We start from the raw sequence: 22,098 nt of genomic DNA, 5'->3' as shown, positions 1-22,098 counted from the left end.
GATTATATTAGAGACATGAAAAAGAAAAGGAATTTACTCTGGTTGTTTTTTATACCGCTTACCATGTTTTGTATCATCCTCATACCGATGACAACGCTGACATTGAGCGGGTATATTTCAGAAAACAAAGTGGCTCATTTTCTCACAGAAATGTTACCGTTGATTCTAATTTCTTCCTCTACAGCAGTATTTGGCTATTATTTCGCTGTAGTAAAACTGAATAAGGTGCTTCCTTGGAAGAAGCACATGTTTTTAAGAGGTTTAGTGGACTTTACCATGGTGCTTGTAGTAACAAGTATCTTGATGAGTTTTATGCATAGCCTTTATGATACAGGAAATCTATTCCACCGTTTATTGGCTTTTAAAGAACAGAACTTACCTATTGAAGGCATGTTTGCATTACCTTTAGTCGAGAACATTTTATTTCTTGTTGCCATAGAAACGATTGAGGTAGTCAGTGAAAGAAATGAATTAGAATTGAACCTTGAAAGAGTAGAGAAAACCCAATTACAGACGAAATATTCTGCCTTAAAAAATCAACTGGACAATCACTTCCTTTTCAATAACCTTAGCGTACTTTCCTCTTTAATCTATGAAGACATCGAAAAGTCAGATCAATTTATTCAAGAGTTTGCCAAAGTATACAGATATGTATTGACCATCAGCGAAGAGATGTTGGTACCGGTAGAACAGGAATTGGATTTTATAGATGCCTATTTATTCCTTTTAAAGATCCGTTTTGAAGAAGGTTTTCAAGTGAAAAATGATTTAGAAGAGAACTTACCCGATCAGATGATTCCACCATTATCACTACAGGTATTAATAGAAAATGCCATCAAACATAATCGTATCTCTAAAAAATCACCTCTTCAGATTCATATCTATGAAGAGAATAACAATATAGTGGTAGCCAATAATTATCAACCAAGAGATACTCCAGAAACGGCTTCCACTCATACAGGACTCAAAAATTTAGAAGAAAAGTATAAATTAATTTCAGACAAAATCCCACGTTTTGGCGTCCAAGGGGATCAATATATAGCTGAATTACCATTGATAAATCAATAAGCGATGTATAAAGTACTGATTGTAGAAGACGAAGCACCAAGTGCAAGAAAACTCAAAATGCTATTAGGAAAACTTGAGGACGATTTTGATGTGATCGCTTCCTTAGAATCCATTGAAGAGTGTGTAGAGTTTTTTGAAACCGGAGAAGAAGTAGATCTGATTTTTATGGATATTCATCTTTCAGATGGTAATAGCTTCGAGATTTTTGAGCAATTAGAAGTGGAAACGCCCATTATTTTCACTACTGCTTTTGATCAATATGCCATCAAAGCTTTCAAGCAAAATAGCGTAGATTACCTCCTCAAACCTATCAGTCTTGTCGATCTAGAAACAAGCGTAAACAAGTTCAAAAAGCGATTTATCACAGACAATTCCCCAAGTAAAATTGACTACGACTTACTCGGTCAAGTCGTCGCACAGCAAATGAACCACGACTATAAAGAACGCTTTATGGTCAGCTTCCGTGATGAACTTAGAACCGTGAAGGTAGAAGATATCGCATTTGTATTCGCAGAAAGTAAAGCCGTTTTTATTCAAGTGACAGATGGAAAAGTGTATGATGTCAACTACACGATGGATCAAATCGAAAAGAAACTAGACCCTAAAAACTTCTTCAGAGTCAACCGAAAATACATCGTTCAAATTAATGCGATCGACAGCGTTTCATGGTATTCAAAAACAAAACTGAAGATTTTTACTAAACCAGAGACGCCTTCGGAATTGTTTGTCCCTGCAGATAAGATGGGGAAGTTTAAGGAGTGGTTGAATAGGTAATTCTTCATTAAATCTTTCACCCAAACCCAACACCAATCCATAATATTTGGTATTTTAGCTGTCTAAATACCAAAACATCAACAATGAGAGTTTTCCTTAACGTCAAAAAACATTTCAATTACGATAAACTAGACAAACAAGAGTATAAACGTCTGGTGCGAGATATCATTATTCTGAACATAATTATTTTTCATTTACTGTGGATGACCTTCAATTCGTTATTCGCCACTGAAATTGTTCAGAACTTTTTGTTTGCTATAGCAGAAATCCCTGCTAGCTGGTATAAGGATTATATTTTTGATAATTTTTATATCATCGAAATCTGTTTTATGGTGTTCTATTTATTGGAATTTTTCACTTCATGGTGGGAAGCCTATAGAACAAAAACCTATGCAAAATGGTATTTCTATCCTTTCTTACATTTCTATGATTTAGTGGGTAGTTTCCCAGGGATGAACTTTTTCAGATTATTGAGAATTTTTGCTATGCTATTTAGATGGCACAGTCATGAGGTGATCAATTTGGAAGAACTGAGTGTTTACAGAACTATCCTGCATATCAAAGAAATTGTAGTGGAAGAGGTATCAGATGCCGTTGTGATTAATGTATTGGAAGGCGTAAAGGATGAATTGAAATCAGGAAGTTATGCCAATCAGCAGTTTATGGTTGATGTAGTGAAGCCTTATCAGGAGAACCTGTCCTTTTGGATTTCAAGGAAAATAATGCATGCTATGCAAGAGGCTTACGCCAATAAAAAAGGAGATTTGGAAAACTATGTTTCTATATTGATTGAAGATGCGGTCAATGAGAATGAAGAAATAAAAGATATCAAAAAAGTGCCTGTATTGGGGAGTTATGCTTCCTCTCGTTTAGAAGATGCTATTTCTGATATTGTTTTTAAGGTAGCCAATGATTTGTTTGAAGATATTTCCTCTGAAAAAAATGAATTGATCCTGAAAGATGTGGTGTATGAGATGATTGAAGGTATAATGTTCTCAAAAACCAAACAAGGTAATGAAAAGCTGGTGCAAGAATTGGCAAGTTCTGTGATTGATGAAGTGATCAGTAGAGTTGCTGTGAAACAATGGCAGATGAGAGAGCAAATGTGGGAAGATAAACAGCAGAAAGATTTAGAAGAAAAGCGTAAACAAAGAGAGCAGTTCATTCATCATAATAAGCAGAATGACGACAGCTAGGGAAGTTTTGCATAATGATTTCTAATATTATTTGCGTAACTTGCGAAAGTTGTTTAAACGAATTTAGAAGTTATGAACTGGCATCAGTTAACTGAAATCTCTCAATTGGAAGAGTTAGTGGCGTTATCGCAGTCACAAAAAGTCCTAATTTTAAAACACTCAACACGTTGTTCTATCAGTGCAATGGCATTGGACCGACTAGAACGATCGTGGGACGATGGAAATGGAATCTCAGCTTATTATTTGGATTTAATCCAATACAGGAACATTTCCAATGCAATCGCTGAAAAATTTAACGTAGAGCACCAATCACCTCAAGTGCTTGTATTAGATAAAGGAGAAGTAGTGTATACCGCTTCGCACATGGGAATTTCCTATTCAGACATCGTCGCTTAATTATCATCAAACAGACAACACCATGAAAATTGGTATCATATGTTATCCTACCTACGGAGGTAGTGGAGTAGTCGCTACAGAGTTAGGGAAAAGTTTAGCCGCAGATTTAGGTCATGAGGTGCATTTCATTACCTATGATCAGCCAACGAGGTTAGATTTTTTTGATGAAAATATTTATTACCATAAAGTAGACATCAAAACCTACCCATTATTTAAATATCCTCCTTATGAGTTGGCGCTGACAAGTAAGATGGTGGAAGTGGCAGAGTCTGAACAATTAGATGTTTTACACGCTCACTATGCAATTCCTCATGCGTCTGCGGCGTATACAGCAAAGCAGATTTTAGCCAAGAAAGGAATCAATATGCCAATCGTGACCACACTTCATGGTACAGATGTAACTTTGGTGGGGAAGGATGACAGTTTGGGGCCTGTAGTAGCTTTTTCTATTGACGAATCAGATTGTGTAACCTCTGTTTCTGAAAGTTTGAAAGAAGAAACTTACCAGTATTTTGATCTCACAACAGATATCAAAGTAATCCCCAACTTTGTAGACCTGAAACGCTTCATGAAGCACAAAAAGGACCACTTCAAAAAGGCAATTTGTCCAGATGGAGAAAAACTGTTGATTCACGTTTCCAATATGAGAAAAGTGAAAAGAGCAGATGACGCTTTGGAGGTTTTCAAGAGAGTAAGAGAAAAGATTCCTTGCAAATTGCTGATGGTAGGTGATGGCCCGGAAAGAGCGAGTTTAGAAGAAAAATGTTATGAACTGCGTACTTGCAATGACGTTCGTTTCTTGGGAAAACTAGCAGAAGTAGAAGAAATTCTTTCCGTAGCTGATTTATTCTTGATGCCATCTGAAAAAGAAAGTTTTGGTTTGGCGGCATTAGAAGCAATGGCCTGTGAAGTTCCAGTGATTTCTACGAATGCAGGAGGTATTCCTGAAGTAAATATTCACGGAAAAACAGGTATGATGAGCGATATTGGTGATGTGGAGGACATGGCAAAAAATGCCTTATATATCCTTGACGATAAAAACCTTCCATCGTTTAAAGAGAATGCACTCAAACAAGCACAACGATATAATATTGCTGAAATCATTCCTCAATATGAAGAGATTTATAAGAAAGCAATTGAAAAGACGAAAGTGAAAATAGGCTAGAACACCTCTTTTTTACCGATCAAGGGTTATTTCATCAAAGGAATGAGATAACCCTTTTTTGTTGTCTTAACGATAAATGTATATTATCTGATGATAAATTAGTTTTTTACTATCAAAAGTTGTATTATTGTTAATAATTGACAATGAAATGACTAAATCCAGCTACCGTCAAGTTTTTGACAAATGAGATAATTATTTTCTAACTATAAAAACAATCTAGTATAAATTTAAAACATCAAATCTTTCTTTTTAAAACCATTTTTACATAACAACACTAATAGCATTGTAGAATCTATACCCTCACTACAATTGTCATTTTATGATTTGGAACCAATTAATAAAAGGGTAATTGCATATGCTATTACTATTGAAATGAATTACACAATCTTCAACCTTTCTAAATGAAAACCTATTGACATTTAGACCTTTTCGTTATGTCTTATTTTTTGATAGAAATATTTTAAAATGTATTTCTTTTAAATTGTGAGAAGTAATGCCTGGCCGAATAATGTCTACACTTTTAAGAAGTTGTAAAATTAAGATAGAACAACATGAAATTTTATGTTCGGTCTAGTCTGATCATGTATTGATGTGTCCAAATTTTGGGATTAGCATATCATTTTTGATGAGTCTTGAGCTGAGGTGGATTTTTATGCTCCAATTTTGATGATACAACAACTTTAACCTCTTAGCTGGAGGGTTAAATCATTGTCTTTTGTACTAAGATCAAATGAAAATAGAGAATTGAATTTATTATTTCTTATGCAGTTCAATGCAGATGGACAACACATAACAATAGTTACGTAGTAAAGGCCCTGGCAGAATAACATAAGAGAGAAAGATAAAAGCTCTGTTTACGATTGTTCTGGTACTACACATTAAATAATTACAACAAAAGCTCCCTTTTCGTAAGGTTGAGCAACATTCTTCACATCCGTTAAATAGTACATTTAATTAAAACTAATTATGAAACGCAATTTCATGTTGGGTGCAATAATATTTTTGTATCTGGCTACTAACAATCTATGGGCACAGGAATTTAATTATGGAGAAGCCCTTCAGAAATCTCTCTTTTTTTATGAAGCACAACAGTCCGGAAAGTTACCTGATTGGAACAGGGTTACTTGGAGAGATGATTCGGCATTAGATGATGGATCCGATGTTGGCTTAGATTTAACCGGCGGTTGGTATGACGCTGGTGATCACGTGAAGTTCGGCTTCCCAATGGCATTTAGTGTTACAGCCCTTGCATGGGGTGTAGTAGAATATGAAGATGCCTACAGACAAAGTGGACAATTAGAAATAATGAAACGTAATCTTCGTTTCGTTACTGACTATTTTATAAAATGTCATACTGGACCAACTGAGTTTTATGGACAAGTAGGTGCAGGTGGACCAGACCACGCTTATTGGGGATCACCTGAAGTAATGACAATGGCAAGACCTGCCTATAAAATTGATGCAGCTAATCCTGGTTCTGATTTAGCGGGCGAAACTGCAGCGGCAATGGCGGCTTGTAGTATTGTTTTCAAAGATTCAGACCCAGCTTACAGTGCATTATTATTACAACACGCTGAGGAGTTATATGCATTTGCTGACAACTACAGAGGGGTGTATTCTGAATCAATCACTGATGCGGCGGGCTTTTACCGCTCATTTAGTGGATACCAAGATGAGTTAGTATGGGGTGCAGCTTGGTTGTACAAAGCTACAGGAAACACTACTTATTTAGATAAAGCAGAATCAGAATATACAAACTTATCGAATGAAGGACAATCTACTTTGAAAGCTTACAAGTGGGGATTAGCTTGGGATGATAAAGCATATGGTATTTATGTTTTAATGTCTGAATTGACAGGTAAAGAAGAGTACAAAGCAGATGCTGAAAGACACTTGGACTACTGGACAGATGGCTTTGAAGGAGATAGAATTCCTTACAGTCCAGGTGGACAAGCTCACTTGATGCAATGGGGATCATTACGTCATAGTTCTAACACTGCTCTTGTAGCTTTTATCTACAGTGACAGAGTAGCAACTACAGCGGCTAAAAAAGCAAAATATCATGATTTTGCAGTGAAGCAGATCAACTATGCTCTGGGTGATAACCCAATCAACAGAAGCTTCATGGTAGGTTTTGGAAATAACCCTGCCTATAACCCTCATCACAGATCAGCGCACGGTGCTTGGGCAAACAACCTTTTAAACAATCCAATTGATCCAAGTCATACATTATATGGTGCATTGGTAGGTGGTCCAGGTGAGCCAAATGATGCATTTGAAGATGATCGTTCAGATTATGTGGCGAATGAGGTTGCTTGTGATTACAACGCATGTTTCACAGGTGCTTTGGCAAGAATGTACCAGGAATTTGGAGGAGAGCCATTGGCTAACTTCCCAGTACCAGAAGTACCAACTCGTGCTGAGATCAGAACATTCTCAAAATTCAACAGCAACAACGCTTCAGGAAGTACAGTGAGAGTTTTAGTTCAAAACAGAACGGCTTGGCCTTCAAGAGTGACTGATAAACTTTCATTCCGTTACTTCTTTGATATTTCAGAAGGTGTAGCAGAAGGTTATACGATTGCAGATTACCAACCGGAGTTGAACTCGGTACAAGGAAACAGCACTATGACTGTAGCAGCTTGGGATGCGGCAAATAATATCTATTATGCAGAAGTATCTTTAGCAGGTGAGCAAATTGCTCCAATAGGTGACCCTGCATTCCGTCGTGATGTACAGGTGAACTTCCGTGTAGCCAACGGAGTACCTTACGATACTTCAAATGACTGGTCTGCATTTGGACTAGATACAGAAGGAGAGTCTCCAAGAATACCAGTTTATGATAACGGTGTATTAGTTTTCGGTGCAGAGCCAAACGGTGGAGGAACTCCAGTAGCGAAGTTTACGATGGATGTTAACCAAGGTGTTGCACCATTGACAGTGAATTTTGATGCTTCAATGTCATCAGATCCAAATGAAGATCCAATCACTTATTCTTGGGATTTTGGAAATGGTACGTCATCAAGTTTAGTAACACCATCAGCTACTTATACTGTACCAGGTGAGTATACTGTTACTTTAACAGTAAGTGATGGAGAAAATGTATCAACTCCTGTAACAGAATCAATTACAGTATTAGATCCTAATGCTCCTCCAGTAGCATCATTCACAGCTTCAACAACAGGTGGTGTAATGCCTCTTGATGTTACTTTTGATGCGTCGGCTTCAATTGATCCAAATGGAGATGCATTAACTTATGCGTGGGACTTTGGTAATGGAGAAGTAGGTACAGGTGTAACAGCGGCTACAACGTATGCTGTTGATGGTGATTATATTGTAGTGCTTACAGTATCTAACTCTTCTGGAAAATCAAGCAATACTTCAGAAACGATTAAAGTGACTGACGGAAGTTTTGATTGCACTTTCGGTACACCTCAAGCATCAGCTTTAGAAACTACAGGTCATACGGCGTTCAAGAACATTCATGTATTAGGTGAAGGTGGTCCAGATTTGAGCAACATGCGTGATTTTACAATCAACTGGGACTTGCCAAATAAAGGATTGTATCAATTCTCATTTAATTCAAACAATGGACAACCAAGCTGGTATGTTGATTTATTAGGCAAGGTATCACATACTTTTGATGCGGCTCAGCCAGCTGTAACAATTACAGCTTCAGGAATCCCAGGTTTTGATGGAGATTATTGGGTTGCATTAGATGGAGCTAACTTTGTGTTAGTATCAAAAACTGGTACTTTCTCTATCTATTTCAACAACTCAGCAACTGCACCAAACTGTTCAGGTGCTGTAGCATCTTCTTCAATGAGAGTGATGTCAGCAATGGCTGTTGCTTCAGATTGTTCTTTCGGAGCTCCTCAGGCGGAGGCATTTGCATCAACAGGTCATACTGCTTATCAAAATATCTTTGTATTAGGTAACGGTGGTCCAGATTTAAGCAACATGCGTGACTTCACAATCAACTGGGATCTTGCAAATAAAGGATTATACCAATTCTCGTTCAATTCTAACAATGGGCAACCGAACTGGTATGTTGATTTATTAAGCAAAGTAACACATACTTTTGACGCAGCTGAGCCTTCAGTGACAGTGGCAGCTTCAGGAATTCCAGGTTTTGATGGAGACTATTGGGTAACTTCAGATCAGGATAACTTTGTAATGGTATCGAAAGCAGGTGGCTTTACAGTTTATTTCAGCAAAACAGCAACAGCTCCAACTTGTGATGGCGGAACAAATCCTCCTGATGAAAATACACCTCCAGTAGCAAGTATTTCAGCAGATGCAACAGTTGGAAATATTCCATTTGTAGTAAGCTTTGACGCATCAGGTTCTACAGATGCAGACGGTGATACTTTATCTTTTGCATGGAACTTTGGTGATGGCACAGTAGGAGAAGGTGTTTTAGCTACGCATACTTATACAGCTGTAGGTAGCTATGATGTGACATTGACAGTTACTGATACAAAAGGTGGAGAAGATCAAGCGATCATTACAATTACGGCTGAGGAAGATAATGTGATTATTACTCCTCCAGATACCGACAATGAGTACATTCAGCGTTTCGTTGAAATGAGAAATATGTACTTAGACCCTGCCAATGGTTACTTCAGTCCTGAAGGTTCTCCTCACCACTCTGTTGAATCATTAATTGTAGAAGCACCAGATCACGGTCACGAATCGACTTCAGAATTATATTCTTATTGGATGTGGTTAGAAGCAATGCACGGTAGAATTACAGGAGACTGGGAGCCATTAAAAGAAGTTTGGAGAAAAACAGAACAGTTTATCATCCCAACAGCAGAAGATCAGCCAACAAATGGTGCTTATGATCCGTCAAGCCCAGCAGCTTATGCTCCTGAATTCCCACTTCCTGAATTATATCCTGCTCCTTTAGATTTCTCAAATCCAGTAAAAGGAGATTATGTTTCAGCAGAATTAGAAGCAGCATATGGTAATCCTCATATCTACCAAATGCACTGGTTATTGGATAATGACAACTTCTATGGCTACGGTAACCGTGGTGATGGAGTAAGTGCACCTTCATATATCAATACTTTCCAAAGAGGTGAGCAAGAATCTGTATTCGAAACAGTACCTCATCCATCATGGGAAGCATTCAAGTGGGGTAGTGCAGATGGTTTCTTACCATTGTTTACTCAAGACAGAGCTTATTCTACACAATGGAGATACACAAGTGCACCAGATGCTGACGCAAGAGCTGTACAAGTAATGTACTGGGCTTACGAATATGCAAAAGAGCAAGGTGTAAGTCTAAGTAGTTTAGATTTAGATAAAGCTTCTAAAATGGGTGATTACTTGAGATTAGCCATGTTTGATAAATATTTCAAACCACTAGGAGCACAAGATCCAAATGCCACTTCTCAAACAAGCTATGATAATGCACACTACCTGATGTCATGGTATATGTCATGGGGTGGAGCAACAGATGCTTCAGCAGCGTGGGCATTTAGAATTGGTGCATCTCACTGTCACTTCGGGTACCAAAATCCAGTAGCTGCATATGCATTATCTCAAGTAGAGGAATTAAAGCCAGTATCTTCAAATGGTGTAAGAGACTGGACAACAAGTTTAGACCGTCAGTTGGAATTCTATACTTGGTTACAATCTGCTGAAGGTGGTATTGCAGGTGGAGCAACAAACAGCTGGAATGGTGATTACAGTGTTTATCCTGCAGGTAAATCTACTTTCTATGGTATGGCTTATGATGAAAACCCAGTGTATCACGATCCAGGTTCAGGTGGATGGTTTGGATGGCAAGTATGGTCAATGGAGCGTATTGCCGAATTGTACTATATCAACAATGATCCAAGAGCAAAAGACTTGATTACAAAGTGGGCACAGTGGGCTGTTAACGAAACAGTATTAGTAGGTGATAACGATTTCGATATTCCTGCTGGTTTAGAGTGGACAGGTGAGCCTGATACTTGGGATCCTGCAAATCCAGGTAGCAATGCAAACCTTCACGTAACTGTGACAAGCTATAATCAAGATTTAGGTGTAGCTGCTTCTTTAGCAAAAACATTAATCTACTATGCGGCTGCTACTGAAAAGTATGCTACACTTGATACAGCCGCTCAATATTTAGCAAAAGAAATCTTAGACAGAATGTGGGTGACTTATCGTGATGACAAAGGTGTTGCTTCATTAGAAGAGAGAGCTGACTTTGCTAGAATCTTTGAGCAAGAAGTGTATATCCCTGAAACATTTACAGGTACCCTACCAAGCGGAGCTACAATTCAATCAGGTATGTCATTCTTAGATATCCGTCCTCAATACAAAGACGATCCTGAGTTTGCAAGATTAGAAGCGGCTTACTTGGCTGGAGAGCCTTTTACACAACGTTACCATAGAGGTTGGGCACAAATTGAAGTAGCATTAGCAAATGCAGAATATGGTTTCTTCTTTGGTGGAGACTCTACTTCAAGTACTGCGCGTCTTAACAAGGTTACTTCTGTGAAATCAGGTTTGGAGAAAGAAATATTGGATGCAGTATTAAGTCCAAACCCAACAGATCATACAATTAAGATTGCATTGAACAGAACTATTGGTCGTTCAACAGTTAATGTATATAGCCTTCTTGGACATCAAATGAAGTCATTGTCAACAGATGAAAGTGTTAGTTCATTGAACATTTCATTGACAGACTTGCCTTCAGGAACTTATGTCTTCGAAATTATTAGCCATGATAAAAATGAGGTAATAAGAAAGAAGGTGATTAAAAGATAATCATTAGCACAGTAATTTAGATTCATGTCAATTATGGGTGATGCCGTCTACTTTTTAGGCGGTATCACTTTTTTTATTTGCAGTAAACTCAACTGTTGCTAACTTCCAATCCGCATTCTATAAGTTTTCTATGGTCTACTTTTAAGCTTTCTTCTTCTTCATTTTTTCCATTGATGCAAAAGCTAAAGTAAGAAAATCATTTTTTACGGCTCGATACCAAAATTCTTAACGGTTTTCCTTTCAAGTCCTGGAGAGGAGGACTACCAAACTAATGAGGTAGAAAATCCATTGGTGTAAGTGTTATTCGTGTCCTACAGATCATCAGAAATTTCCTGATTTCTAAATATCATAATTATACCATGCTTGGGGTTTACAGTATTCATAATCACTTCTCTGTAAAAAAACATGACATTAATTAGACTCCTTTAAAAAGATTGCTAACCCACTGATCAAAAATTATTTTTTACCTTAGTGCTGTATTTCTTTGTTCACTAAAATTTTATTCATCTCTCTTCAATGAATATTTTTTAATAAATGAGATACTAAATACCAAGAATAGTAAAAAATTAACATCAAACTAAAATGAAAAACATGCGTCCTATCATGCTGGTAGGTACAGGTTCTGATGTAGGGAAAAGTTGGATTACCACAGGTATCTGCCGTTGGCTGAAAAATAAAGGATATCAGCCAGCTCCTTTCAAAGCACAGAACATGTCGTTGAATAGTTTTGCCACTTACGATGGATTGGAAATTGGCAGAGCACAGGCGGTGCAAGCAGAAGCATGTCAGTTGCCAGTAATGGTAGAAATGAATCCTGTTTTATTAAAACCATCATCAAAAAATAAATCACAAGTTGTACTTCATGGAAAACCTGTAGGAGATCAGTCTGCTAGAGATTATTTCTTAGGAGAAAACAAAAAACAATTATTTCTAGAGGCTCAAAAAGCATTTCATAAACTTTCAGATCAGTACGGCCCCATAGTTATGGAAGGGGCAGGGAGTATCAGTGAACTGAATTTAAAGCATAGAGATATTGTAAATATGCGTATGGCAAAAGCAGCCAATGCGTGTGTTTATCTGGTGGCGGATATTGATAGAGGAGGCGTTTTTGGCAGTGTGTATGGCACTATTGCTTTATTAGAAGATTGGGAAAAGGAATTATTGAAAGGGATCATTATCAATAAGTTCAGAGGAGATGCAAGCCTGTTTGTAGAAGGAAAAAAGAAGTTGGAAGAATTGACAGGGTATCCTGTTTTGGGTGTATTGCCCTATGCTGAAAATATCATTATTGAAGAAGAAGATTCAGTGGCACTTCGAGGCAGAAATGTAACAGCCCATGAAGGAATGCTCAATGTAGCTGTGGTGAAACATTATTATATGTCGAATTATACTGATTTCCAAGCCTTAGAAAATGAACCATTGATCAACCTGTATTATACTAGAGATCATGCGGAATTGAAAAAGGCAGATGTGATTGTACTTCCAGGTACGAAGAATACAATGAATGATTTGGCAAAGCTGAAAGAAGAAGATATTGATACTTTGATCAGTGAATTGTATGGTAAAATTCCAATCATAGGTGTTTGCGGAGGCTATCAGATGCTTGGTAAAGTGGTCTATGATCCTCATCATGTGGAAGGAGAAAAAGAAGAAGAACTCGGATTGGGAATTTTTGATATTGAAACGACTTTATCAGAAAATAAGCAAACCGTACAACAACAATTTACCTTTAAAAATTACGCAGAAGTATGTGAAGGATATGAAATTCATATGGGTGAAACGTTAGTGCCAGAAGCTTTTGCATTGAATACAATGGGAGGCGTGAAAGAAGGATTTTTTGATGGAAAATTGAGCTGGGGTACGTATCTGCATGGTGTTTTTGACAATCAAGTAGTAGTCAATGAACTATTGAAAAGAAAGTTTCCTGATGCGGAGGCTTTAGATTACAAGACGTTCAAAGGAGAGCAGTTTGATAAACTGGCAGACTGGGTAGAGGAGAATTTGGAGATCAATAAAATCATGGAAGATATATGCTAAACGGACATGGTGACGACCTTCATCTTATAAAAGGTCAAATTAAACACAATTTCAGCTCCAACGTTTTTTACAAAGGATGTCCTCCAGCCATTCTGGAGAATTTGAAAAATCAGTTGCATAACATTCAAAACTATCCTTCTCCTGCTGCTGAAGAACTTAATATTTGTGCCTCAAAACGCTATAATTTATCGGCTGAAAATTTTCTTTTCACCAATGGTGCCATTGAAGCATTTTATCTGATTGCACAGTTTTTTAGAAGAAAATCAGCCACAATTGTAGGGCCCACTTTTTCAGAATATGAAGATGCTTGTAGGATCAATAAAGTCAACTATAAAATAGTCCGAAAAAATATCATTCAAGAGCATTGTTCGGATCTAGTTTTTATCTGTAATCCTAATAATCCTACAGGAAGTGTTTTTAGCTTTAAGCAAATAGAACAACTCGTCAAAGGAAATCCATTGACAACTTTTGTGATCGATGAAGCATACATTGAGTTTACCGCAGCAACGACAACAGTGGCACCACTTGTGGAGCAATACAGCAACTTGATCATTGTGCGTTCGCTGACTAAAACGTTTACAATTCCAGGGTTGCGTTTGGGGTATATTATTTCCAATCCAATGTTGATTGAATGTTTAAAAGCCATCCGAATTCCATGGAGTGTAAATGGTTTAGCTCTTTCAGCAGGGAAGTTTCTTTTTGAAAATTATGATGAACTGCTTTTTGATGTTCATGATTTGTTAGAGGAAAGAAAAGCTTTTCAAGAGCAATTACAGAGAGTCAGTTCCATTAAAGTACAGCCGACTAACACTTCTTACTTTTTAGTGAAGTTATTAAAAGGAAAGGCGAGTGAATTGAAAAACTTTCTTATTGAAAGAGGAATATTGATACGAGATGCAACCAATTTTACGAATCTGGAAGGGGAGTACATTCGACTTTCAGTACAATCACATTTAGCCAATCAACAAATTATTAAAGCTTTAAAATCATGGGTTTAGAATCTGTTGTTATACTGTCTGTCGCTTTTTTATTGGATCTTATTTTTGGAGATCCAAGGTCATTGCCTCATCTTATTGTGGGGTATGGAAATTTGATTTCTTTTGGAGAAAAAAGATTGAATAAAGGTAAGAATAAACTCATCAAAGGAGCTTTACTCACCATCATATTGGTGAGTAGCTCTTTTGCCGTATCTTATTATATTCTGTGTTTGATTCATTCTTATAATGCGATCACTGCTTCAGTAATCAGTATTATTTTACTGTTCTATTGCTTAGCAAATAAGACGTTGGTCAAAGAAGGAATTGCTGTTTTTAATGCATTAGAAAAAGACGGGTTAGAAGCTGGAAGAAAGCGATTGTCATGGATTGTAGGTCGTGATACCTCTGAATTAAGTGCTCAGCAAATTCGCACAGCGACATTAGAAACCATGTCTGAAAATTTAAGTGATGGTGTGATCGCTCCACTTTTCTATTTTGCCATTTTTGGAGTACCAGGTGCCATGGCTTATAAGATGATCAATACTTTTGATTCTATGATTGGCTACAAAAATGAGCGTTACGAAAAGTTTGGTAAATTTGCCGCCAAGCTAGATGATGCAGCTAACTATATTCCAGCCCGTTTAACAGCACTTTTGATGTTGATCGTTACTTTCCGTTTAGGAGGACTTTTTACTGTTTTCTCAGAAGGAAAAAAACACAGCAGTCCTAATGCCGGCTATCCAGAAGCAGCGTTGGCTTATATTCTTAATGTGAGATTTGGAGGTCCCAACTTTTACGGAGGAAAATTGGTAGATAAGCCTTACATAGGTCATAATGACAGAAATATTCAGCATCATGAAATTCATAAAGTAGGGAATATCAACTATGCTACGAGCTGGCTTTTTGTATTGTCAATTGTCTCTATTCTCGTTTTAATTCAATTTTTATAATGCACAAATACATCATCTCAGGCGCAGCAGGTACAGGAAAAACGACATTAATTAATGCAATAAATAATGACGGTACTCCTACAATGCCCGAAGCTTCCCGACAGGTGATTATGCATGAACAGTTGACGGGCGGAGAAGGAATGCCGTGGAAAGATGTAGAACGGTTTAGTGAATTAGTATTTCAAAAAACAATGCATCAATTAAAAGAGAATCCAGATGCAGTTTTTTGTGATCGTAGTATTATTGATACAATAGCCTATCTGAAGTTTCAAAACAAACCCATTCAAAAAGAATTAAAAGCATTTCCTTATCAAAAATATTATCACAAACAGGTGTTTTTTGCACTTCCATGGGAGAAGATTTATATCACTGATCCCCAAAGACCTGAATCATTTTCTTATCAAAAATCACTCTCTAAAGTGCTTGAAGAAACCTATTTAGAGTGTGGATTTGAACTAATTTACCTTCCATTTGAGTCTGTAGAAAACCGTATGAATTTTGTTTTTGACAAGGTTTGTATGACAATAAAAATTAAGTAACTTTGCTATGCTTTAAGGGTGTTCCTACAAGTACTAGGATAAATGAATAAATATAAAATATCCATATACTTTAAGGAATGAAAAGGGAATTTGGTGAAAATCCAAGACTGTACCCGCAGCTGTAAGCTTTCGTTTTCTTCGGAAAACAATTTTGTTACAATGAGCCACTGTTTATGAGGAATGGGAAGGAGTAACAAAAGAAAGTAAGTCAGAATACCTGCCTGAAGAAGTACTGAGAAATTTAAAGACTTTCGGGAATAAAAGTTCTGACTTTCAATCTATTGCTAAAACTATTAGTCTCCCAGACTAATTTAAATAAACAGATTGTCATTCTATTATCCCCAATTGTTGCTATTCAATCAAACAATCTGACTAATGGGGAAAAACATCGCTGAAACTCAACAGATTTTTTTATTTTGTGATGGAGGATCCTGCCAAAAAGCAGGGTCTGAAGAGGTGGTACGCAACGTACGTGCTTACTTGAGAAATAGTGGACAATGGGACAGTACACACACGATCAAAACAAGATGTAACGGTCGGTGTGAAGATGCTCCAACATGCATTGTGCAACCTAACTATTGGTACAAAGACCTCAATCCACAAAAAGGCTTAGAAATCATCAAAAGCCATATCGAAAATCAAGAACCTGTCACTGATTATTTACTGTATCAGGACGAATGGTCTGCAATCAAATCAGACAAAGAAAGAGAGGCATTTACGCCTAAGCCTTTTTCTATCAAAATAGATCCTGATCTTGGAGAATGTCGGATCACTAGGGGTTTTGCTTCGGACCAATATACCTTTCCCCTTTTTCTTTATTTATCAGAAAATAGTCCAAAATCTACGCTCACACTTTCTGGTCAAACACCACTTTCATTTAGTGAAATCAAAAGCGTCAATTACAGTCAAAAGTATACACTTGAATTGGAATTGGAAAGTGAAACGATTGAACTGATTATTGCCCCTATTGACCAGAAAAATCAAGAACTCGTCAAAAAGAGAATTGCAGTGGTAGAATATTTCGAACAGCTGGATTCTCTGAATAAAGGAGTCAGAATGAGAAATAAATTCGGAGAAGATATTGGATTGATTTGGCTGGAGGATCACGCTTGGCAATACTGTTTAGAAGTACAATTAAAAGGAATAAAATTGGAAACGGTATGAAAAAGAAGGTGACTATTGTAGGAGTCGGTTGGTTAGGCATTCCGCTGTCAGAACGATTAAGAGAGAGAGGTTTTGAGGTAAAAGGAAGTGTGGCTTCAGAAGAAGAATTACTCGCTTTTGAAATCACAGATCAAATCACTCTTGTAAAAGTTGAGGAAGATCATATTAAAGGAGATTGGGATAATCTGATAGCTGAAACTGAAATCTTGATTGTATGTTTTCCACCTGCTGATCGAAGAGATAAACATGGCGTTTATGTTAAGCAGATCGAACAACTGACAAAACAAACACCTCCTCATCAAAAAGTCATCTTTGTAAGTTCCACTTCAGTCTATCCGAATACCAATCAATCCATCAAAGAATCAGATCAATTCACTCCTGAAACCATAGGAGGGAAAAATATATATCAAGCAGAACAAGTTTTACGTCAATATTTTGGAGAGCAATTGACCGCTATTCGCATGGCAGGTTTAATTGGCGGAGGGCGTCATCCTTCTCAGCTTCTAAGAGAAAATAGAGTGTTGAAAAATCCGAATGTGCCTGTCAATGTCATTCACCAAACTGATGCCGTCAATTTGATTGTAGAAGTAATAGAGCAAGATGTTTTTGGGGAAGTCATTAATGGGTGTGCGGCACTTCATCCTATCCGAAGAGATTTGTATACCAATGCAGCAATGACATTAGGGTTACCTCTTCCAGTTTTCCGAGACTGTAAAAGCACTGCTTACAAATTAGTTGATAATAGTAAATCAAAGCGATTGTTATCCTTTGAATATAAATACGATGATCCTCAAGCCTACTTCAATGAAAACGAAGGAGTAAAAATACATTAAGAATGAAACAAGGAATACTATTATGTGGACACGGTTCCCGAAGAAAAACAGGAACAGACGCATTTAAAAAACTCGTGGCTTTATTGAAAAAAAGATACGAAAATGAATATGAGGTAGATTATGGTTTCTTGGAATTCAGTCATCCACTGTATGAAGCTGCAGTGGAGCGATTGTATGAAAAAGGAGTACGAAAAATCTACGCTTTGCCTGTCATACTGTTTGCGGGTTCACATGCCAAAAATGATATTCCTTATGAAATGAACACGATCCAATCGTATTACCCTGATCTTGAAATTAAGATGGGAACACACATTGGTGTAAGTTCTTATTTGTTGGATTTATCGAAGAAGCGTATTGAAGAACAGGAAGCCTTATTGCCGCCGATTGATCGTAAAGAATGTGGATTGATGGTGATTGGCAGAGGAACTACGGATCCAGATGCCAACTCTGATGTACACAAATTAGCGGCGATGCTTTGGGAAGGAATGGGCTTTGGTTTTACCTCCGTGGCTTACAGCGGTACAGCTTATCCATCTACTGCAGAAGCATTGCCGATGTTTGAGAAGCTAGGCATGAAGCGTACTTATGTGATTCCATTCTTCTTTTTTACAGGTGTTTTGCTGGAAAGAATTTATGAAACAGTAGAGGAGTTCAACAAAACCTCAACCACTGAATACGTCAATACAGAAGCTTTTGGATCAGATGAATTGATTATGAAAGCCTTCGATGAAAGGTTGGATCAAGCGAAGAACGGGCTAGCACACATGAACTGTCAGTTGTGCAAGTACCGTAAGCAGATTATTGGTTTTGAAGAAGAGGAAGGAAAGGAACAAGTTGGTCATCATCTAAATGTAAAAGGAATACTTTTCGAAGAAGACGAAAAAGTAGATGAGAAGAAAGGAGTGATGAAAACGGTTAAAAATATACTGGGGATCTAATGGAAAAAGGAAAAGTATACGGCATTTCATTGGGTCCTGGCGATCCTGATTTGATTACGCTAAAGGGATATAAACTACTTCAATCTGTTGATAAAATCTATTATCCCGGTTCCATTTTTCAAGATGGCAGAAAGAGCAGTTACTCACTTCAGATCATGGAAGGTTATGATTTACCAGAGGAGAAGTTGGTTGGCTTTTATATGGAAATGACTATTGACAGAGTACACGTTCACCCTGTATATGAAGAGGCTTTTCAGGATATTCAAAAAGATGTTTCGGAAGGGTTGGATGTAGCCATAGTTTGTGAAGGAGACTTGAGTACTTATAGCTCATTTTCTTATCTCTTAGAAAAATTTCAGCAGACAGATATTCCCATTTCATTGGTGCCGGGCATTAGTTCATTCCATTTAGGAGCGGCGGAAATTCAACAACCACTAGCTCTTTTAGGAGAGACGATTCATGTACTTCCTATTTTGAAATCAACACAGGTTTTAGAAGACGCCTTGAAAGTTTCGGACACGGTGGTATTGATGAAAATCAGATCGGTGATGCGACACATTCAGCCTATTCTGGAAAGAGAGGAAATCAACTTTACGTATTGTGAAAAGCTCGGAACTACAGAGCAATTCATGACTTCATCATTAGACAAACTTCAAGAGAGAACTATTCCTTATTTCTCTTTACTGATTATAAAGAAAAACAAACAAGCATGAAAATTACAGTAGCAGGCTTAGGACCTGGACATAAGGACTATATTTTACCATTGGTGGTCAATGCATTGCAAAAAGCAGATGTAGTGATTGGTTATGACTATTACTTTCAATTTTGCGAAGATTACCTGAAAGAAGGCGCGGTGAAAATTGCCATGCCTTTAGGGAAAGAAGAAGAGCGTGCAATAGTAGCGGTTGAAGAAGCCAAAAAGAACCAGCATGTATTTGTGATTGGGTCGGGAGATGCTAGTATTTACTCCATGGCAGCCATTGTTTATCAAGTGGCTTCTTTAGAACAAGACTCAGAAATAGAGTTGGAAACCTTGCCGGGTGTTTCTGCCTTTTTAGCGGCAGGAAGTAAACTTGGGGCTCCATTAGGACACGACTTCTGCTGTATTTCTTTATCGGATTTAATGACGCCTTGGCAAGTAATTGAAAAGCGGATCCGAGCGGCGGCTGTAGGTGATTTTGTTTGTAGTTTGTACAACCCCAAAAGCAAGAAAAGATATTGGCAGTTGGAGCGTTTGAAAAAGATCTTTTTAGAAGAACGTGATCCGAGCACGCCTGTAGCCATAATTCGTCAAGTGACGCGTCCTGAAGAGAAAATCACGATCCAGACCTTAGGGACTTTTGATGTGGAAATGGTGGACATGTTCTCTTTGGTGATGATTGGTAATTCCCAGACTTTCCAATTCAAAAATCACTTAGTGACACCTCGTGGGTATTTGAATAGAAAACCACATACAGGACAGGAAATTCAGCAGGAAAGTTTCCGCATTGTCACGGAACAATTGCAAGATGTACAGCATTCAGTAGAAGATAAATGGGCGATTACGCGTCTGATTCATACCACGGGAGTGATCGATGATCATGTGCATTATGAAGCCTCTCCAAAAGCAGTTGAGACATTCTCAAAATTCCTTCAAAACGGTGGAACAATTGTGACGGATGTAACGATGGTACAAGCCGGAATCACAAAAAGATATGCCAAGGAATACGGCAACCAAGTAGTATGCTGTTTGAATGATCCAGAAACGACACTTTTAGCCGGCGAGGAAGATTTGACACGTTCTCAAGCGGGTATTAAAAGAGCGATGGCTTTATATCCGAATGCCTTGTTTGTGGTAGGAAATGCACCAACAGCTTTGTTTGAATTGACGGATCAGTTAAGAGAAAATCCTGATTTCAAACCAGCAGGGATTATTGGTGTTCCGGTAGGTTTTGTCAATGTCATTGAATCCAAAGAACAGTTGGTGCAAGTAAAAAATGCCGAGTGGATTGTATTAAATGGCAACAGAGGCGGAAGTAATATCGCTGCCGCTTTGGTCAATGCTTGTTTCACGCTTCAAGAATCTGAAAACTATTTCTAAGTCTTGCTACAGGAAAACAAACATATTGACTTCTACATCATCGGGATTGGCAATCATTCTGAAGTGCAACTGAACACTGAGGTAAAGCAGTTGATACAGCATCATTCTGTTTTTTCTGGAGGGAAGAGGCATTATCAATTGGTGAAAAAGCACCTACCTGAAAATCATGAATGGATTGAGATTTCAGGTAAAATGCAGGATGTCATTCAGCAGTATCAAACGAAGGAGCAAAAGGTGGTGGTCTTCGCTTCGGGCGATCCGTTATTTTTTGGTTTCGGAAATACACTGAAAAGACTTTTACCCTCTGCTAAACTAGAAGTCTTGCCGTATTTCAATTCCATTCAACGATTAGCACACAAAGCCTCTTTGAATTACAGCGATCTCAAAAGCATTTCATTGCATGGCAGACGTACTTGGAAACCTTTGGATATTTGCTTGATGCAGGGTGAAAAGATGATAGGAATCTTGACGGACAAGGAGCATTCTCCACAGTACATTGCACAGCGATTACTCACTTACGGTTATCCAAACTATACCATCTATGTCGGTGAAGAATTGGATGGAGAGAAAGAAAGAGTTCGTCAATTCACCTTGGAAGAAGCGAGTGAAACTACCGATTACCAATTGCTGAATTGTGTGATCCTAATCAAGACATCTGACTTTATTCCGCCCCGAAGTATTGCAGATAGCACTTTCCAAACCTTGGAAGGCAGACCGGGAATGATGACCAAACAGAGCATTCGTTCCTTGACGCTTCAAGCATTAGAATTATGGGATAAAAAGTGCTTTTGGGATGTAGGAAGTTGCACAGGTTCCATTGCCATTGAAGCACAACTGAACTATCCGTCACTTCAAATTTTTGCTTTTGAGAAAAGAACAGAATGCGGAGAAATCATAGACAATAATGCAAAGCGTCATCATTGCCCTGGAATACAGGTGAGCATTGGCGACTTCTTTGAAGAAGATATACAAGAAATCACCCCACCGGATGCAGTATTTATTGGAGGTCATGGCAACCGTTTGGAAGAAATGATTCAGAAGTTGGACTCCGTTTTATTGCCCAACGGTTTGATGGTCATGAATACGGTATTGGAAAAATCCTTTGAGACTTTTCAAAAGGCTTGTCTCCACTTGGATTATACCGTAGCGGATCCCATTAAAATGAGTCTCAACGACTTCAATACTATACATCTATTGGTCGCAAAAAAGAATTAAA

General features: G+C 37.8%; 16 protein-coding genes and 1 riboswitch. All 16 genes read left to right on the top strand.

Going from position 1 to position 22,098, the window contains the following annotated elements; translation table 11 throughout:
• Positions 1-87: 87 nt before the first annotated feature.
• A complete protein-coding gene (locus tag AVL50_RS22380) occupies positions 88-1,068 on the top strand; it encodes a sensor histidine kinase (RefSeq protein ID WP_062618666.1) in 981 nt (326 codons plus the stop codon).
• Between the two features lie 3 nt (positions 1,069-1,071).
• Positions 1,072-1,842: a LytTR family DNA-binding domain-containing protein gene (locus AVL50_RS22375; RefSeq protein WP_062618665.1), complete on the top strand. Its 771-nt coding sequence runs from the start codon at positions 1,072-1,074 to the stop codon at positions 1,840-1,842.
• 83 nt (positions 1,843-1,925) lie between these two features.
• On the top strand, positions 1,926-3,038 hold the full coding sequence (locus tag AVL50_RS22370; RefSeq protein WP_157491494.1) for a hypothetical protein: 1,113 nt from the start codon (positions 1,926-1,928) through the stop codon (positions 3,036-3,038).
• A gap of 72 nt (positions 3,039-3,110) precedes the next feature.
• Entirely contained in the window at positions 3,111-3,434 is a 324-nt protein-coding gene (gene ytxJ / locus AVL50_RS22365; protein ID WP_062618663.1) for a bacillithiol system redox-active protein YtxJ, read from the top strand.
• A 22-nt stretch (positions 3,435-3,456) separates the two neighbouring features.
• Complete coding sequence (bshA, locus tag AVL50_RS22360) at positions 3,457-4,599, top strand: N-acetyl-alpha-D-glucosaminyl L-malate synthase BshA (protein ID WP_062618662.1); 1,143 nt, start codon at positions 3,457-3,459, stop codon at positions 4,597-4,599.
• 966 nt (positions 4,600-5,565) lie between these two features.
• Positions 5,566-11,364: a glycoside hydrolase family 48 protein gene (locus AVL50_RS22355; RefSeq protein WP_157491493.1), complete on the top strand. Its 5,799-nt coding sequence runs from the start codon at positions 5,566-5,568 to the stop codon at positions 11,362-11,364.
• Between the two features lie 582 nt (positions 11,365-11,946).
• Positions 11,947-13,401, top strand: a complete 1,455-nt coding sequence (locus AVL50_RS22350) for a cobyric acid synthase (protein ID WP_062618660.1) — start codon at positions 11,947-11,949, stop codon at positions 13,399-13,401.
• Positions 13,395-14,399, top strand: a complete 1,005-nt coding sequence (locus AVL50_RS22345; RefSeq protein WP_062618659.1) for a histidinol-phosphate transaminase — start codon at positions 13,395-13,397, stop codon at positions 14,397-14,399. Before AVL50_RS22350 ends, AVL50_RS22345 begins: the two co-directional genes overlap by 7 nt.
• Positions 14,390-15,328: an adenosylcobinamide-phosphate synthase CbiB gene (gene cbiB / locus AVL50_RS22340; RefSeq protein WP_062618658.1), complete on the top strand. Its 939-nt coding sequence runs from the start codon at positions 14,390-14,392 to the stop codon at positions 15,326-15,328. Before AVL50_RS22345 ends, cbiB begins: the two co-directional genes overlap by 10 nt.
• Positions 15,328-15,867, top strand: a complete 540-nt coding sequence (locus AVL50_RS22335) for an AAA family ATPase (protein WP_062618657.1) — start codon at positions 15,328-15,330, stop codon at positions 15,865-15,867. The genes cbiB and AVL50_RS22335 overlap by 1 nt, the downstream gene beginning before the upstream one ends.
• A gap of 38 nt (positions 15,868-15,905) precedes the next feature.
• A riboswitch (cobalamin riboswitch) is annotated at positions 15,906-16,107 on the top strand.
• 135 nt (positions 16,108-16,242) lie between these two features.
• A complete protein-coding gene (locus AVL50_RS22330) occupies positions 16,243-17,031 on the top strand; it encodes a ferredoxin (protein WP_062618656.1) in 789 nt (262 codons plus the stop codon).
• Positions 17,028-17,864: an NAD(P)H-binding protein gene (locus AVL50_RS22325; protein WP_062618655.1), complete on the top strand. Its 837-nt coding sequence runs from the start codon at positions 17,028-17,030 to the stop codon at positions 17,862-17,864. Before AVL50_RS22330 ends, AVL50_RS22325 begins: the two co-directional genes overlap by 4 nt.
• Positions 17,865-17,866: 2 nt before the next feature.
• Positions 17,867-18,802 (top strand): sirohydrochlorin chelatase, encoded by a 936-nt coding sequence (locus tag AVL50_RS22320; protein WP_062618654.1) that lies wholly within the window; start codon positions 17,867-17,869, stop codon positions 18,800-18,802.
• Complete coding sequence (gene cobI / locus AVL50_RS22315) at positions 18,802-19,515, top strand: precorrin-2 C(20)-methyltransferase (protein WP_062618653.1); 714 nt, start codon at positions 18,802-18,804, stop codon at positions 19,513-19,515. Before AVL50_RS22320 ends, cobI begins: the two co-directional genes overlap by 1 nt.
• Positions 19,512-20,882, top strand: a complete 1,371-nt coding sequence (gene cobJ / locus AVL50_RS22310; RefSeq protein WP_062618652.1) for a precorrin-3B C(17)-methyltransferase — start codon at positions 19,512-19,514, stop codon at positions 20,880-20,882. Before cobI ends, cobJ begins: the two co-directional genes overlap by 4 nt.
• Positions 20,883-20,885: 3 nt before the next feature.
• The gene (cbiE, locus tag AVL50_RS22305) at positions 20,886-22,097 is read left to right on the top strand and encodes a precorrin-6y C5,15-methyltransferase (decarboxylating) subunit CbiE (protein ID WP_062618651.1); all 1,212 of its coding nucleotides are present in this window, start codon (positions 20,886-20,888) and stop codon (positions 22,095-22,097) included.
• The last annotated feature ends 1 nt before the right edge of the window (position 22,098 follow it).

The organism is Flammeovirga sp. SJP92 (genome assembly GCF_001583495.1).
In the GTDB taxonomy this organism is placed as follows: domain Bacteria; phylum Bacteroidota; class Bacteroidia; order Cytophagales; family Flammeovirgaceae; genus Flammeovirga.
Note: the sequence above shows the minus strand (reverse complement) of the source record. Positions and strands in the feature narration are given on the sequence as shown.